The organism is Nitrospinota bacterium (assembly GCA_016235255.1).
Classification (GTDB): Bacteria; Nitrospinota_A; UBA7883; order UBA7883; family JACRLM01; genus JACRLM01.
In genome coordinates, this window is the sequence record JACRLM010000069.1 from 24,986 (window position 1) to 40,284 (window position 15,299).

14 protein-coding genes are annotated in these 15,299 nt (G+C 57.8%); 7 read left to right on the plus strand and 7 right to left on the minus strand.

Going from position 1 to position 15,299, the window contains the following annotated elements; translation table 11 throughout:
• The first annotated feature begins 35 nt into the window (after positions 1-35).
• Together HZB29_09175 and HZB29_09180 are read left to right on the plus strand one after the other, a co-directional pair.
• Positions 36-971 carry a transporter gene (locus HZB29_09175; protein MBI5815766.1) on the plus strand — a complete coding sequence of 312 codons (936 nt, stop codon included), beginning with the start codon at positions 36-38 and terminating at the stop codon, positions 969-971.
• Positions 972-1,003: 32 nt separating this feature from the next.
• Positions 1,004-3,406, plus strand: coding sequence for a hybrid sensor histidine kinase/response regulator (locus tag HZB29_09180; GenBank protein MBI5815767.1), 2,403 nt, complete (start codon positions 1,004-1,006; stop codon positions 3,404-3,406).
• Positions 3,407-3,409: 3 nt separating this feature from the next.
• Here the strand turns inward: HZB29_09180 and HZB29_09185 are convergent, their stop codons facing one another.
• Both HZB29_09185 and miaB read right to left on the minus strand, forming a co-directional pair.
• Positions 3,410-3,901, minus strand: a complete 492-nt coding sequence (locus HZB29_09185; protein MBI5815768.1) for a bifunctional nuclease family protein — start codon at positions 3,899-3,901, stop codon at positions 3,410-3,412.
• Positions 3,902-3,915: 14 nt separating this feature from the next.
• Positions 3,916-5,265, minus strand: coding sequence for a tRNA (N6-isopentenyl adenosine(37)-C2)-methylthiotransferase MiaB (gene miaB / locus HZB29_09190; protein ID MBI5815769.1), 1,350 nt, complete (start codon positions 5,263-5,265; stop codon positions 3,916-3,918).
• 157 nt (positions 5,266-5,422) lie between these two features.
• Between miaB and HZB29_09195 the strand changes: the two genes are divergently transcribed.
• The 3 genes from HZB29_09195 (at position 5,423) to HZB29_09205 (ending at position 7,588) form a co-directional block, all read left to right on the plus strand.
• Complete coding sequence (locus HZB29_09195) at positions 5,423-5,962, plus strand: ORF6N domain-containing protein (protein MBI5815770.1); 540 nt, start codon at positions 5,423-5,425, stop codon at positions 5,960-5,962.
• Positions 5,963-6,080: 118 nt separating this feature from the next.
• On the plus strand, positions 6,081-7,055 hold the full coding sequence (gene hemB / locus HZB29_09200; protein MBI5815771.1) for a porphobilinogen synthase: 975 nt from the start codon (positions 6,081-6,083) through the stop codon (positions 7,053-7,055).
• Positions 7,043-7,588, plus strand: coding sequence for an epoxyqueuosine reductase QueH (locus tag HZB29_09205; protein MBI5815772.1), 546 nt, complete (start codon positions 7,043-7,045; stop codon positions 7,586-7,588). The genes hemB and HZB29_09205 overlap by 13 nt, the downstream gene beginning before the upstream one ends.
• A gap of 21 nt (positions 7,589-7,609) precedes the next feature.
• Here the strand turns inward: HZB29_09205 and HZB29_09210 are convergent, their stop codons facing one another.
• The gene (locus tag HZB29_09210) at positions 7,610-7,837 is read right to left on the minus strand and encodes a CopG family transcriptional regulator (protein MBI5815773.1); all 228 of its coding nucleotides are present in this window, start codon (positions 7,835-7,837) and stop codon (positions 7,610-7,612) included.
• Positions 7,824-8,090 (minus strand): BrnT family toxin, encoded by a 267-nt coding sequence (locus HZB29_09215; GenBank protein ID MBI5815774.1) that lies wholly within the window; start codon positions 8,088-8,090, stop codon positions 7,824-7,826. The genes HZB29_09210 and HZB29_09215 overlap by 14 nt, the downstream gene beginning before the upstream one ends.
• Before the next feature lie 182 nt (positions 8,091-8,272).
• Between HZB29_09215 and HZB29_09220 the strand changes: the two genes are divergently transcribed.
• Both HZB29_09220 and HZB29_09225 read left to right on the plus strand, forming a co-directional pair.
• Entirely contained in the window at positions 8,273-11,194 is a 2,922-nt protein-coding gene (locus HZB29_09220) for a bifunctional proline dehydrogenase/L-glutamate gamma-semialdehyde dehydrogenase (protein ID MBI5815775.1), read from the plus strand.
• Between the two features lie 18 nt (positions 11,195-11,212).
• Positions 11,213-12,703 carry a tetratricopeptide repeat protein gene (locus HZB29_09225; GenBank protein MBI5815776.1) on the plus strand — a complete coding sequence of 497 codons (1,491 nt, stop codon included), beginning with the start codon at positions 11,213-11,215 and terminating at the stop codon, positions 12,701-12,703.
• A gap of 3 nt (positions 12,704-12,706) precedes the next feature.
• On the opposite strand, the gene HZB29_09230 is transcribed toward HZB29_09225, so the two are convergent.
• The 3 genes from HZB29_09230 to HZB29_09240 all read right to left on the minus strand — a co-directional run bounded on the left by HZB29_09230 (position 12,707) and on the right by HZB29_09240 (position 14,999).
• On the minus strand, positions 12,707-13,486 hold the full coding sequence (locus HZB29_09230) for a class I SAM-dependent methyltransferase (protein ID MBI5815777.1): 780 nt from the start codon (positions 13,484-13,486) through the stop codon (positions 12,707-12,709).
• A 148-nt stretch (positions 13,487-13,634) separates the two neighbouring features.
• Positions 13,635-14,768 (minus strand): Mrp/NBP35 family ATP-binding protein, encoded by a 1,134-nt coding sequence (locus HZB29_09235; GenBank protein ID MBI5815778.1) that lies wholly within the window; start codon positions 14,766-14,768, stop codon positions 13,635-13,637.
• A complete protein-coding gene (locus HZB29_09240; GenBank protein ID MBI5815779.1) occupies positions 14,769-14,999 on the minus strand; it encodes a NifU family protein in 231 nt (76 codons plus the stop codon). It lies immediately after the preceding gene.
• Positions 15,000-15,299 lie beyond the last annotated feature (300 nt).

Genomic DNA, 15,299 nt, shown 5'->3' on the forward strand with positions numbered 1-15,299 from the left:
CCGGATTTCCGGCAAATAATCATTATTGAGGAAATATGACCAAACAGGCGGCGCTCCTGCTCATGCTTTTTACGATGCCGCTTTGCGCATTGGCCGGGAGCGCAGACGCGTCGGAAGGGAGCGGCTCTTTCAATCTTGGGATCAGGGACGTACTTGCAGGAAAGCTGCCCGCGCCCGGGTTTTACATACGTTATGATTTTGATTATTACCAGGGCTCGCTGGACAACATTGTCACAAGCGCCGCCACCCGGACAGACATCGATCTGATCACCCGGATCAGCATGTTGAGGCTGTACCATGTCACCGGCCTTGAAATTCTCGGCGGGCAGCATGCATGGTCCATCCTGGCGCCGTACGCGGATATGGAGGCCTCCGCCGCAGTCCGCGGCGTAAAGGGCGCGCCGTTGGGAACAACGCATTATTCCACCGGGGGCAAAGGCGACATGCTCGTCACTCCGCTTGCCCTTGGATGGCATTTCGACAAGCTGCACTATATGTTCACCGCGTCCGCTTATGTCCCCACGGGCGATTACTCGTCGAAAAGCGCCGTCAAAATCGGCAAAAACAGGTACGCGTTCGATCCGGCCTTTGCCATGACATACCTGGACACGGAGACGATGCGCGAATTGTCCACAGCCATCGGGTACACCATAAGTTCGGCCAACACGGACACCGATTACCGCAACGGCGACGAGATACATATGGACCTGGCGATGGTCCAGAGGTTCAATTCGGGCATTGGTGTGGGAGCCGTCGGCTACGCCCTTGAGCAGGTGACGGGCGACTCCGGGGCGGGCGCCAAATACGGCGGCAACAAAGGCCAGGTGTTCGCATTGGGGCCGATGGTGACGTTCACGGGGAAGATAAATGAAAAAAACTTCCATCTGGCCGGGAAATATTACCGGGAGTTCGGAGCAGTCAACAAATACGAGGGCGGCTCTTTTTGGCTTTCAATGGTGATGGGGCTATAATAAACGATTAATATTTTCCTCCGCGGAGCCTGATGTGGCCTGAAACTGTCCGCCGCTATCTGACCGGGTTCGGGATCGCGCTGTTGCTTACCGGCTCACCGGCTTCCGGTTCCGTCAATTTCGTTCCGGTTTACGCCGTTCCGGAAAAAATGGACCTTACGGACTACTTTGTCACCGTTGATGAAGTTGAAATCCGGAAAAGCGGCCATGGCGCAATTTTCACTGAAGAAGTTGCGGACGCGGAAAATCAGGCAGCCCCGCCCGGCAAGTACAAGACAAGGTGGCTGAGGGCCCAGATGGAGAACAAGTCCGGCCGCCAACAGGTTCTTCTATTCGCGGTGATGACCGATTATGAGATCCACGCCGACTTTTTCGTTTCAACCGGCGCGGGAGGATTCAAGCTGTATCGCGCGGGGATGCTCGACGACTTGGGGGGGGAGAACCGCACCCCGCCGTATTATTACGCTCCGTTGGATTTTGGGCCCGGCGAAAAAAAGACAATCTATTTCAGGACCGATTCGTATTTCGCAAAGCGCTATCAGGCCACGCTGTGGGCCAAGCCATTTCTGGACAACACTCTCTCGGCGCAGTTCATAATTTCGGGCCTTATCGTCGGCTCCATGGCGATAATGGCCTTCTACAATTTCTTTCTGTACCTTGTGCTAAGGGACGCAAGCTATCTTTATTATTCCGCTTACGCCATGTCCGTTTCCATCGTGGTGTTCCTGGTAAAGGCCACGGTGATAAAGTACGGGCTGCTGACCATATGGGAATACCCGGTGTGGCTTGCGTTCTGGGGCTGGACCACGCAGATATTCATCTATCTTTTCATGCGAAGCTTCCTGGGGATCAGCCGTGAAAAGACCCCGGTGATCAATGCCTTGACCCTGGCCGTCATTGCGGCCTGCTTCATGGCTCTTATGGACGGAGTCGTCAATCCCGACTTTGCCAGGATAACAAGCGCCTTTACCCTCAGCCTCCTTTTCACGTCGGCCTTTGTTCTTGCGATCGGCTTGATTCAATGGCGGCGCGGAGCCGAGGGCGCCAGCTATTTTGTGGCCGCATGGGCCGTGCTAAGCGTCACGTTTGTGGGCAAGGGGGTCTCGGCTTTGCTCGGTTTTCCGATGAACTATGCGATCTTCCACCTTACGGGCTTTGGGATCGTGGCCGAGAACACCCTGCTGTCGCTTGCGCTTGCCTACAGGATCAAGGTGATACGGGAGGAGAAGGAACTGGCCCAGCTTGAGATACAGCGCACCCTGGAAAGCTCTAAGAACGAGCTTGAGAAAAAAGTGGAGGAGCGCACCCGCGAACTGTCCGACACCAACGCGGAGCTTATGACAGCCAAGGAAGCGGCGGAGAACGCCACCATGCTCAAGGACAAGTTCGTCGGCCTGGTCTCCCACGACCTGCGTTCACCGCTTGGGGGCATCATCGGGATGGCGGACATCCTGGGCCTCTCAAAAGAATACTCCCTGGACGAGGTGAAGAAATCGGACATCGTAAAGCGCATCCACGGCACTGCCAAAGGGCTTGTTGCGCTCATAGACCAGCTTTTGAACATAAGCAGGATAAAGACCGGCAAACTGACCCCGTCCAAGTCCTATTTCGCCGCCAGGGGCCTTGTCGAAATGTACATTTCCAATCTGGCCGCCGTGGCGGAAGGCAAGGGGATCCGGCTTGTGAACGAAATCCCCGGCGGCATGCGCCTGTTCGCTGATCCGGCGCTTTATGGAGAGGTCGTCACAAACCTGCTTTCCAACGCGCTCAAGTTCACCCGCCAGGGCGATACGGTGACGGTGTACGCCCCGGAGGAAAGGCCCGGGACGATAGCCGTGCGGGACACCGGCTCTGGCATACCGGCGAAAATCATAGGGGACCTTTTCAAGCACGAAATAAAGACATCGCTCACCGGCGTCAACGGCGAAAAAGGAACCGGGCTGGGCCTGCCGTATTGCCACGACATCATGCTGGCCCACAACGGGACCATCACCGTGGACTCCAGGGAAGGGGAGGGGAGCGTGTTCCGCATCACCTTGCCGCAGGTCACCCACGTGATAATGATCGCCGACGACCAGGAGGCGCAGCGGGAAATGATAAAGGCCAGCCTGTCGAATATTTCCGGGGCCGCTTTCATCGACGCCGGGAACGGGGACGAGGCGGTCAACAGGCTTACGGAGGCAGTCCCCGATCTGATAATCACCGATATTGAGATGCCGGTGATGAACGGATTCAGCCTGCTGCAGACGATCAGGAAGAACGAAAACTGGGCGGGTATCCCGGTGATTGTGGCCACAAGCGCCGTCGTGGACGGGACGCCGGCCTATGATGAATTATTGGCGGAAGTCAAAGCAATGGGGGCGGACGATCTTACCTCCAAGCCGGTGACCACCAGCGGCCTTTACGCAAAGGTGTGCGCCATAATCAACCGCTGATACCTACTGGTCCAGCTTGCCGAAATCGCTGGGGCGGATGTTGTCCAGCCATTTTTTGAACTGCTCGTCGTCCTCCGGGGCGCCCGCCGCGGCGGCCCCGTCGAAAGTTTTGGCGTTGTCCAGGACGCTCTGGGTGACGTAGATGGGCGCCTTCACCCGCAACGCAACGGCAATGGCGTCCGACGGGCGTGAGTCCACCTCCATCGCCCCGCCGTTGAAGGTTAGCGATATCACGGCGAAGAAGGTGTTGCTCTTAAGGTCGTTGACAACGATATGGTTGACCTTTGCGCGCAATGCGGCGAGCAGGTTTTTTATAAGGTCGTGGGTCATGGGCCTGGGGGTGGCCACGGACTCCATTTCCAGCGCGATGGCCGTCGCCTCCGGGTAGCCCACCCATATGGGGAGCGACTTTTCCCCCACAGTGTCCTTTAATATGATGATCGGCGTGTTGGTGACCGGGTCGAACACCAGCCCTTCCACCTTCATTTCCACCATGTCTTCCCTGGGGATCATCGGGCCTGCCTCTGTGACAATTGTCCGTTGATGGAGCCGTCAAGACTGTACCGTTTTGCCTTTATAATCCTAGCACGGATGAATGAACCGGTGAAATCCATATCGGCGCCAAAGTTCACCGTTATGTTCTGCGGCGTCCGGGCCGAATACCTTAGCGGGTCCCGCTTGCTGGGCCCGTCCGTAAGCGCCGTGATTTCCTTTCCCGTCCACGATTCGTAGCGCCGCCGCGTGATGTCGCGCTGTATGTCCATCACCGCGTCGAACCGCTCGCGGGCTGTATTTGCGTCCACGCGGCCGGGGAGTTTTGTGGCGTCCGTCCCCTCCCTGGGTGAATATTTGAACAGGAATATGTTGTCGTATTCCGCTTGCTCAACGGCCTTTAGCGTGGCCTCAAAATCCTCCTGCGTCTCGCCGGGAAATCCGACTATCACGTCCGAAGTGAGCGCCAGGTCCGGGATTTTGCGACGCAAGTTTTCCACCCTTTCGAAATAACGCTCGGCGGTATAGCCCCGCCGCATGGCCGCCAGTATCCTGTCCGAGCCTGATTGAATTGGAAGATGCAGCGCCGGGCAGACGCTTTCAAGCTCCGCCATGGCGGCGATGAGGTCATCGGAAAGGTCCTTGGGGTGCGAGGTGACAAACCGCAGCCATCCGCCGCCATGTCCGGCCATTATGGCGTCCGCTTTTCTCAATAGCTCCGGGAACGTTGCCTTTTGCGAAAGGCCAGCCCCGTAACTGTTAACGTTCTGCCCCAGCAGGGTTATCTCCTTGTACCCTTTTTCGGCCAGATCACGTATTTCAGCCAGTATGCTTTCCATGGGGCGGCTCTGCTCCGCCCCCCGGGTGCTCGGCACGATGCAATAGGAGCAATGGTTGCCGCACCCGCGCATGATAGAGACCCAGGCGGAGACAGCCGATTCGCGCTTCATCGGGTATTCGTCGTAGTCGGATTCAGCCGAAACGTCCACCTGGGGCCGGCCGGTCTCCTCGAACTTTTTTAGAAGAGATGGGAGCTTTTCGACCGCCTTGGTTCCGAAAACGATGTCCACCAGCGGCTGCCTTTTTATGATCTGCTCCCCCTGTTCCTGGGCCACGCAACCGGCCACGCCGATCACCATGTCCCGCTTTCCCGCCTTGAGCGGGCGCAGACGTCCCATCAGCGAGAAAAACTTCTGCTCCGCCTTGTCCCGCACGGCGCAGGTGTTCACCACCAGAAGATCCGCCTCGGCCTCGTCGCCGGTGACATCGTACTCGTCGGCCAGAAGCCCGGCGATCCACTCCGAATCGTGCCTGTTCATCTGGCACCCGAGGGTGACGATGGAAAGTTTCTTGCGTTTAAAGTCCATCTTTCCAGTTTAAATAAACATGGGGACAAGTGTCAAACCATTGATTGACGGTTGCTGGAAATAGGGTATAACTAATTACCATGATGTGGTATTATTCGCTCCGGGGACTCCGGGGAGTTTGGGATAGTCATGATGATTTTGACCATGCGAAAGCCACATGAAAAGCAAAGCCGTGAAAAAAGCGAATGCTCCGGCGGCGGCTCTTGCCGAAAGGAGGATATTCCTTGTCCGTGAACAGGCCGTCATGCTCGACTCCCATTTGGCGGAGTTGTATGGAGTGGAGACTTTCAACCTTAATAAAGCCGTCCGGCGCAATAAAGAGCGCTTCCCGGAGGACTTCATGTTCCAGTTGACCAAGGAGGAAGCGGAATCTTTGAGATTCCAATTTGGAATCTCAAAAGCGGAAGGACGTGGCGGCCGCCGTTACCTTCCCCATGTTTTCACGGAGCAGGGGGTGGCCATGCTCTCCGGCGTTCTGCGAAGTGGGAAAGCCGTCCGGGTGAACATCGAAATCATGCGCGCCTTTGTGAGGATGAAGCGGGCCTTGATTGCGGACAGGGAACTGGCCCGGCGCATGGAAATGGTGGAGAAGACCACGACGCTGCACGGGGAACGGATAACCGTGCTGTCCGGCATTGTGCGCGGGATGATTGAACCACCCGAAAAGCCGAAACGGAAGATCGGGTTTACGAAATAATAATTCCGGCTCCGGGGTTTGCCGGGGAGTGGAACATGCCCTGCATTTTAAATGGCCCCGCTCCCGCCCCTCCATGTTAAAATCCTCAGATAACATACATTTCGGAGACCTTTACGGCATGAAATTCCCGGAATACCGCGCCCGCCGGATGCGCGCCTCCAGCAATATCAGAAGAATGGTGCGGGAAAACCGCCTTTCCACGGACATGCTCATATACCCCATGTTCGTCACTTTCGGTTCCGGCGTGAAGGACGAGATAAAGTCCATGCCCGGCAACTTCCGGCTTTCGGTGGACAAAATCGCCGAGGAGGTGAAGGTGGTGGAGGCGCTCGGCATCCCGGCGGTGATACTGTTCGGCATACCGGAGAAAAAGGACGAAGCCGGATCGGAGGCGTATAATCCCAACGGCGTTGTGCAGCTTGCCGTCCGCGAAATCAAAAACGCCTGCCCGGACATGGTGGTGATAACCGATGTGTGCATAGACGAATACACCACCCACGGCCATTGCGGCGTGGTGAGCGGCACGAAGGTGCTAAACGACCCCACGCTGGAGCTTCTGGGGCTTATGGCCATCACCCACGCCCAGGCCGGGGCGGACATGGTGGCCCCGTCGGACATGATGGACGGGCGCGTGGGCGCCATACGCCGCGCGCTGGACGACAATGGATTCAAGGACGTGGCGATAATGTCCTACGCCGCAAAATACGCCAGTGGTTTCTACGGCCCCTTCCGCGAGGCGTGCGACAGCTCGCCGCAATTTGGCGACCGCTCAAGCTATCAGATGGACCCGGCGAATTCCATGGAAGCGATCCGCGAGGTGGCGCTGGACATTGTGGAGAACGCGGACATACTTATGGTCAAGCCGGCGCTGCCGTACCTGGACATCATCCGGCGGGTCAAATCGCAGTTCAACCTGCCGCTGGCGGCGTACAACGTCTCCGGCGAATACTCCATGATCGAAGCGGCGGCGCGGATGGGCTGGCTGGACCGGGACCGGGTGATGATGGAGTCGCTTTTGTCCATCCACCGTGCCGGGGCGGACATGATCCTCACGTACTTCGCCAAGGACGCGGCGAAGATATTGAACGGGTGAAATCCCGTTTCCTTCTCCACGTCTGCTGCGCCCCCTGCTCCCCGTATGTGGTGGAGACGCTGCGCACGGACTATGACGTGACGCTCTATTTCTATAATCCGAACATCCACCCGGAGGAAGAATATCGCAAGCGGCTGGACGAACTGCGCGCGTGGGCCGGTAAAATCGGCGTCCCTCTCATCGAGGGGGAATATAAGGCGGCGGAGTGGTTTGACGCGGTGAAAGGGCTGGAAAACGAGCCGGAACGCGGGGCGCGCTGCGAGGTATGCTTTACGATGCGGCTTTCGGAAGCTGCGCGGATGGCGAAAAAGATGGGTTTTGAGACATTCGGCGCGGTGTTGACAGTCTCCCCCCACAAGGACGCAGTGGTGATAAACCGGATAGGTGAACAGATGGGCGCGGCGGCCGGCGTGAACTATTTTACGGCCGACTGGAAGAAGAAGGATGGATTCAAGAAGACCGTGGCCCTCGGCAAGGCGGAAAACTTCTACCGCCAGAATTATTGCGGATGCGTTTACAGCGCAAGGAAATAGCCGGAAAAAGTGGCGGCTCAATTAAGTATGGGTATGCTGCAGTTTGTCCGCCAGCCAAAGCTTGATCAAGGACTGGCGTGTGACTCCCAGGCGGTGGGCTTCCTTGTCCATCTGGCGCACCATCCATATGGGGAAGTCCACGTTCACGCGTTTTAGCGCGCGCCCGGCGCGTTTGGCCTTGCGCAGGTCAAGGTAAGTGGTAACGTCCTTCCCCTCGTCGAATTTCTTGTCAAAGTCAGAGGCTTTCATAAATTTCCATCTCTTCCTTTCGCGCCCGCCTCGCGGATATCAGGCGGATGTTTCCGCTTCTGTACGTTATGACAGCCGACCAAAGCTTCCCTTCGATTTTTCCGATAATCACAAACCTCGGCTCGTCCATCAGCCTTGCGGGGATTTCCACAAAGTCAGGATCGTTCCATAAAGCCCGGGCCTCGTCAAAATCAATTCCATGTTTGGCTTTGTTCGCCTCGCTTTTCTCCCTGTCGAATTCAAACTCCATCACTAAAATATGCCATAAACAGGATAAATAGACAACCTTTACTATACCATTATTGAATAAGCTGCCTGCTCCGGGATGACAAAGCACGCTGACAGAAGACCGCGCCTTGATCAACATGGAGGCAATCACATATACCCTTGGAAACGAGACGCTGTTTCCGCCCCTTTGATGATAGAATCTCCCGCATGATCAACGAAGAAAAACTCGAATCCGAGACCAAGCGGGCCGGCAGCCTGATCATCGAACACACATCCGTGAAATCCCCGCATTTCTGGGAACCGTTCTTCTGGGAACGGCAGGCCATAGAGTGGGTGTCGTCCGACCCGGCCGTCAAAAACGGAGCGTTGCGGTTCGTGGACGTGTTCCCGTCGCTTGCGTCGTCCAAGTCCATCGTCCGCCACATGCTCGAATACCTGCCAAGGGAGGTGTTAAACCTCCATCTGCCCCATATCCACGCCGTGGAGGACGCCGTGGAAGGGGTTTTGGGCGCGCCGCTGGCCATCCCTGTCCGCGCCGCCGTGGCCCGCATGGCCGGATGGTTCATCGCCGGGGCCACCATGGAGCAGGCCGCCCGCGCGCTGGACAGAATAATCAAAGACGGCATGACATACACCCTCGACCTTCTGGGCGAGGCCACCTTGTCGGAAAAAGAGGCGGACGCCTACGCGGAAAAATATGTGAACCTCATCAGGTTCATGGCCGCCGGAAGGGCGCATGGCGACCCGGCGGTGAACGTTTCGTTGAAACTTTCGTCCCTGTCGCCCCGGTTTGGCCCCATATGCCCGGAATTCGCCTCCGCGCAAGTGGCCCGCAGGCTGCGCCCCATATTCCGCGCGGCGATGGAGAGTGGCGCGCAGGTGAACATAGACATGGAAAAGTATGAGCTGCGGGATCTGACCCTGGCGGTGTTCCGCTCGATTATGGAGGAGGACGAATTCCGGGAATGGGAGGGCGCCGGGATAGTGGCCCAGGCGTACCTTATGGACGCGGAGGAATCGCTAGACTCGCTGATAGGCTGGGCCACGGGGCGGGGGAAGCGGATCAGCGTCCGGCTGGTGAAGGGGGCGTATTGGGACAGCGAGGTGATAACAGCCCGGGCCAACGGATGGCCTGTGCCAGTGTTCACGGACAAGGGGGAGACGGACGAGTGCTTCGAGAAACTCACCGTAAAGCTTCTTGCCAACACCGAATTTGTGAACGCCGCCATCGCCACCCACAACATCCGCTCCATGGCCAGGGCCGTGGCCGCCGCCAAAGAGCTCAACGTGCCGGCCGGGCGTTTTGAGATACAGATGCTCTACGGCATGGCGGACCCTGTGAAAAAAGCGCTGGCGGAGATGGGAATCCCCGTGAGGGTGTATGCCCCGTTCGGCGAGCTTCTGCCCGGGATGGCGTACCTTGTGCGGCGGATTCTGGAGAATTCGTCCAACGAATCTTTCCTGCGCCATTTCCTCGTGGAGATGGAGACCGGGGACGCTCTGCTGGAAAAACCGGCCCCGATGAAGGCCGTTGCGCCAACGGGCGAATCAACCGCCTCCGCGCCCCGCGTATTCGTCAACGAACCGGCTCCACGGTTCCACCTGGAAAAGACGAGAAACGAAATGGACGCCGCCATCGAGCTTGTGTCGCGCAGGCTGGGCAAGCATTACCAGATGATCATCGGCGGGCAAAGCGCGTCGAACGGAGAGTTTTCGCAGTCGCTCAACCCTTCCGATCCTTCCATGGTGGTGGGGCACGCGGCCATGGCCACGCCCGGCCACGCCGCCGCCGCGATGGAGACGGCGCACAGGGCTTTCAAGGAATGGCGCCGCACACCGGTGGAGGGGAGGGGAGAGATATTCCAGACCGCCGCCGCATTGATACGCGAGAGGAAGAGCGAGCTTGCCGCGTGGCAGATATTCGAGGTGGGAAAGACCCGGGCCGAGGCGCTGGCGGATGTGGACGAGGCGATAGACCACCTTGAATATTTCGCGCTGGCGGCCTTGACCTCGCCGGAGGACAGGATCACGCAGAAAGTTCTTGGCGAGAGCAATCAGATGAAGCGCCGTCCGAGAGGGGTGGGCGTGGTCATATCTCCATGGAACTTCCCCATGGCCATACTTGCCGGGATGACGATTGCTTCCCTGGCCGCCGGGAACACCGTCGTTATAAAACCGTCGTCCGAATCTCCGGTGACGGCGGCGCTCTTCGTGGACATATTGCGCGACGCTGGAATACCACCCGGCGCGGTGAACCTGCTGTTCGGCCCGGGGGAGACGGTGGGGATGGAGTTGATAAAGCACCCCGCCGCGTCGTTCGTCTATTTCACCGGATCGTGGGAGACGGGGCGCGCCATAGCCGCCGCCGCGCAAAGCGAAAGCGGATTTGTGAAAATACTGGCGGAGACCGGCGGGAAGAACGCCGTGATCGTGGACGAATCGGCGGACCTGGACGAGGCTGTGGCCGGCGTAATCGCGTCCGCATTCGGATACGGCGGGCAGAAATGCTCCGCATGTTCACGGGTGATCGTGATGAACAACGTGTACGCGGCTTTCTCGAAAAGGCTTTTGGACGCGGCGGAAGGGTTGATCGTGGGGCTCCCTTCGCAACCGCACGCGCATTACGGGCCGCTGATCTCGGCATCCGCCAGGGCCAAGGTGGAAAAATATATCGAGCTTGGCAGGAATGCCGCAAAGCCCCTTTTAATGCGCGAGATAAAGAACCTTCCGGGGCATTATTGCGGCCCCGCCGTGTTTGGCGACGTACCGCCGGATTCGGCCATCGCCCAGGAGGAGATTTTCGGGCCTGTGTTGACGCTTATCCGCGCAAAGGGATTTGACGGAGCCATAAGGATCGCCAACGGCGTCAATTACGCGCTGACCGGCGGTATATATTCGCGCACACCGTCCAACGTGTCGCGGTTTGTGGAGAGGGTGGAGGCTGGCAACATTTATGTTAACCGCCCCATCACCGGCGCCGTTGTAGGCCGCCAGCCCTTCGGCGGTTTCAAAAGGTCCGGATACGGGACGGTGAAGGCCGGATCGGAAGAGCTTTTGCGGGAGCTTACCGTCAGCGTGACGGTGAGCGAGAACACCGTCCGCCACGGCTACTCGCCGGATATGGGATAAACCTCCGGAGAACTTAATATGGGCCTCGCCCTGTGCATGATCGTGCGGAACGAGGCGGACATTATTGCCGAGACGGTAAAGTCCGCCGCGCCGGTGGTGGACGAAATCGTGATCGTGGACACAGGCTCCACCGACGCCACCTTGAACATCGCCCGCTCACTTGGCGCCAAGGTCTTCCAGACGGAGTGGAAAAGCGATTTCGCGTCGGCGCGCAACTTCGCCCTGTCGCACGTCACCGCCGATTGGGTGCTTTCGCTGGACGCGGACGAGAAAATATCCACAAGCGATCACGGGCGGATACTGGAACTTGTAAAAGACGAGAGTGTGGACGTTTACCTGCTCGTCCAGCGGCATTACCTGGCCGGGCCGGGTTATGACAACCTGAAGGTTCTCACAGGCGACTATCCGGAGATGGAGAAAGGGCACGACGGTTTTGCGGACAACCGGGCACAACGGCTTTTCAGGCGGCGCGGCGATATCGTGTGGGACGGGCGGGTGCACGAAAACCTGGTCTGCAACGATCCGAAGGCCCGTTTCAACCAGGTTCCGGCCGGCGTGGTGGTCCATCATTTCGGCAAGAACATCTCGCAGGACAAGGCGGACGCCAAAAAACAGGCGTACCTTCAGTTGTCGAGGATCAAGGCTCAGGAACGGCCAGACGACGCGAAAGCGCAGTTCGAATTAGGCGTCCAGCTTCACGAGCTTGGCAGATGGGACGATTGCATCCCGCCGTTCAAACGGGCGTACGAACTGGACAAGGTGTATCCGGCGGCGCTGTATTATATCGGCAACTCCCATCACAAAATGGGGAGGTTTCCAGAGGCGCGTGAATATCTTCAAAAACTTGCCGAAGTGGATCCGTCCCACGCCGACGGGCTGGCCTCCCTCGCCGCGGTTGAGGCCGCCGGCGGGCAAAACCAAGCCGCGCTGGAATGTTATGACAGGGCCATCGCAGCCAATCCCGGCGGCTTTAACGCATGGTTCAACAGAGGCGCGCTGCTGCTGAAGTTGGGCGAATACACAAAGGCCTCGGAGAGTTTACGCGGGGCGTTGCGGCTGATGCCCGGATATCTTCCGGCGGTGTACGGGCTGTGGCAGTCGGAAATATTTTGCGGCAATTTTGAGGAGGCCGCCTCGCTTGCCATATCTAATAATGATGGCCGTTTAAAGGAGATGCTGCTTCAGTCCGCCCGCAGATTTATAGGCGGCGGAAAGTTCGAGATGTTCAGGAACGCTTTTGACCCCATCGCCGAAGCGTTGAATGACGCGGCCCTTTACGCCGGGCTTGGCGCATCGCAGCTTGCGGCGGGGCAAATGGACGATGCGGAGCGGAGTCTGGCCAAAGCGCTTGAAATGGACGCAGGCCTCAACGACGCCAGGGTGAACCTGGGGCAGATAAAAGAACTTCACAGGCGGGACATTGAAGGGGCGCGCAAGCTTTATGAAGAGGCATTCCGGCGCGATCCGGCCAACGAATTTCTCGCCAAAAAGCTTGCCGGGCCGCGCTGAACGTCACTTTTTGACCGATACCACGTCCATGCAGGCGGCGTACCGGTTCGATATTTCGAATCGCACAGGTTCAAATCCGTTCCGGCGCAACAGGGCGTAAAGGCTTTCCCGGCTAAAATTGTGGCAATGCTCCATCTCGCGCCAGTATGGATTATTATTTGCCATGTCCCAAAGCTTCCACACCACGCATTCCATGTTCGGGGTGGAGACGAAAAGATGCCCGCCTGGCTTTAAAAGCCTGTTCGCATGCTTGAGTTCATCGCCGGGGAAGGGGGTGTGTTCGAGCACGTCGGCCATGGACATCACGTCGAAAGATTCCGCCTGGCCGATCTGGCCCAAAGAGGCGGCATAGACTTCGTAGCCCATGGTGGCCATCGCAGAAACGCTCTGCTCCCGCAGGTCTATCCCGGCGGCCTGGTATCCGAATTCCACCGCCGCCGCCACAAGGGCGCCGGAGCCGAACCCAACGTCCAGCCATGATCCGCTGTAATTCCATCCTCGCATGGCCGATATCATGGACACCACCGGCCCCCACACGCTCCGCCCCTCCGCCGTGGCCGAGCCGGGGGTCTGGAACGATTGGGTTTTGCGGAATATTATCTCCAGCGCTTCCTTTGTAAAATACCCGTCGGTGAACACATGGCCGCACTCATCACACTTCATCCACGATATGGTGGACGGCAGTTCGGGTGAATAAACGTGATGGTCCACGCAGGAATATTCCCCCGCCTTGGTGAAAGCCGGTGACGAGCACATCGGGCAGGACCTGTATTTTATTCTCATGCAGGTGAATTCCGGGTTGATTCCTTTTTTAGAAAGCGCGACAGCATTTTCGAGAATCATTATACAGCACAATAAAAAAACCGGCGGCTCTCCGCCACCGGCCCTGGAAATCATCGTCACGGCGGACCGCCGCGTTTATAAACTACCCTCAACCACCGCCGAAATGGGTGGAATCGGGGGCGCAACCGTAACTGTCGTGATCCGGCTCTTCAAGGGTGTCCACCACGGAGCGCACTTTTTCCGCCAGCCGCTGGAACACTTTTGAAAGCTCTGGATTCCTCTCCCTGTCGAATATGGGCGACCCTGCGTCCGCCTCCTCGCAGATGGACTTTACCAGGGGGATTTCCGCCAGCAACGGCACGCCAAGCTTGCCGGCTTCCTTCTCGCCGCCCCCCTTGCCGAATATGTGCGCCGTGTCGCCGCATTTTTCGCACACGTAATAGCTCATGTTCTCCACAACGCCCAGAATCGGCGTCTGGGTCTGGCGGAACATGGAGACTGCGCGCCGCACGTCGATAAGCGATATGTCCTGCGGAGTGGTCACCACCACGGCGCCTGCCACGGATAGCTGCTGCACCAGCGAAAGGGGTATGTCCCCCGTTCCCGGCGGCATGTCCACGATAAGGTAGTCCAGCTCTCCCCAGTTCACGTCGTTGAGAAGCTGGTTGACTATCTTCATCACCATCGGGCCGCGGATCACAAGGGCGTCTTCCTCCGCCATCGCCATGCCCACCGATATCACCTTCAGCCCGTCTTTTTCCAGCGGTATTATCTGGTTGCCCGCCACCGCCAGGCTGCCGGTTGCGCCGAGCATTTTATGGACGGAGGGGCCAAAAAGGTCCAGGTCCAAAAGGCCTGTGCTGTGACCGAGCTTGTTGAGGGTGTATGCCAGGTTCACCGCCACGGTGGACTTGCCCACACCCCCCTTGCCGGAGACGACAGGTATCACGTGTTTCACCCCGTCAAGCCGCTTGCGGACAAATGGGGAATCACTTTTCTCGTGGGAATGGCCGTGGTCATGCGAATGGCCGTGTCCATGTCCAGCCCCTGCGCCGCCGACGACCACTTTGGCGCCGCCGGATATTTTGCCGACGGCCGATTCCACGTCCGCCCTCAGCCTGTCCATCACCGATTCGTCCGCCGAAATGTTTTTCAGCGATATGGCGATAAAATCCGCGTCCGCCTCCACCCGTTCCACGGCGCCCAGGGATACGATATCTTTTGAGAAACCGGGGTACATCACACCCCGGAGCGCGTCCAAGACCTGTTCGCGCGACGCCATTTACATTATCGCCTGAACGGAGCGAACCCCCGGCACCCTTTCGACGAGGGTCCTTTCGATCCCCATGCGCAGGGTGATAGAGGCAGAAGGACAGCCGGAGCAGGAGCCTTGAAGCCGGACGAGCACATCGCCATCGTCGTTGGCGTCAATGAATTCCACGTTACCGCCGTCGGCCATAAGGGAGGGCCTGATTTCGTCCAAAGCTTCTTCTATCTTTTTCTTGTCCACCATACAGGTCAAGTCTCCTTTTAAACTTGTTAAATGACCGTTGATTGATTATTCAACTCTACTATAAACCATCAAATAACGAAAGTCATACTAAAACACTCGGGTATTTTGATGATTTAAATAAATTAAAGATTCAGATTTATGTTACTTTTTATGAATCTTTTCACTAGTGTCCCAACGTTAGTCGAACAAAAACAGCTGATTGTCTGAAACCGGCTGAAATCCGTTTGTGACAGTTTCCGCAAGCAGTTGATCCAACGGGGTTTTCTCGAACATTGTGAGGCTCAGAATCTGTAGAATTTC

Bases quoted from the DNA above. Each gene is read 5' to 3' on its own strand.
- HZB29_09175 (MBI5815766.1), top strand. From the start codon at position 36: ATGACCAAACAGGCGGCGCTCCTGCTCATGCTTTTTACGATGCCGCTT.
- HZB29_09180 (MBI5815767.1), top strand. From the start codon at position 1,004: ATGTGGCCTGAAACTGTCCGCCGCTATCTGACCGGGTTCGGGATCGCG.
- HZB29_09185 (MBI5815768.1), bottom strand. From the start codon at position 3,901: ATGGTGGAAATGAAGGTGGAAGGGCTGGTGTTCGACCCGGTCACCAAC.
- miaB (MBI5815769.1), bottom strand. From the start codon at position 5,265: ATGGACTTTAAACGCAAGAAACTTTCCATCGTCACCCTCGGGTGCCAG.
- HZB29_09195 (MBI5815770.1), top strand. From the start codon at position 5,423: ATGAAAAGCAAAGCCGTGAAAAAAGCGAATGCTCCGGCGGCGGCTCTT.
- hemB (MBI5815771.1), top strand. From the start codon at position 6,081: ATGAAATTCCCGGAATACCGCGCCCGCCGGATGCGCGCCTCCAGCAAT.
- HZB29_09210 (MBI5815773.1), bottom strand. From the start codon at position 7,837: ATGAAAGCCTCTGACTTTGACAAGAAATTCGACGAGGGGAAGGACGTT.
- HZB29_09220 (MBI5815775.1), top strand. From the start codon at position 8,273: ATGATCAACGAAGAAAAACTCGAATCCGAGACCAAGCGGGCCGGCAGC.
- HZB29_09225 (MBI5815776.1), top strand. From the start codon at position 11,213: ATGGGCCTCGCCCTGTGCATGATCGTGCGGAACGAGGCGGACATTATT.
- HZB29_09230 (MBI5815777.1), bottom strand. From the start codon at position 13,486: ATGAGAATAAAATACAGGTCCTGCCCGATGTGCTCGTCACCGGCTTTC.
- HZB29_09235 (MBI5815778.1), bottom strand. From the start codon at position 14,768: ATGGCGTCGCGCGAACAGGTCTTGGACGCGCTCCGGGGTGTGATGTAC.
- HZB29_09240 (MBI5815779.1), bottom strand. From the start codon at position 14,999: ATGGTGGACAAGAAAAAGATAGAAGAAGCTTTGGACGAAATCAGGCCC.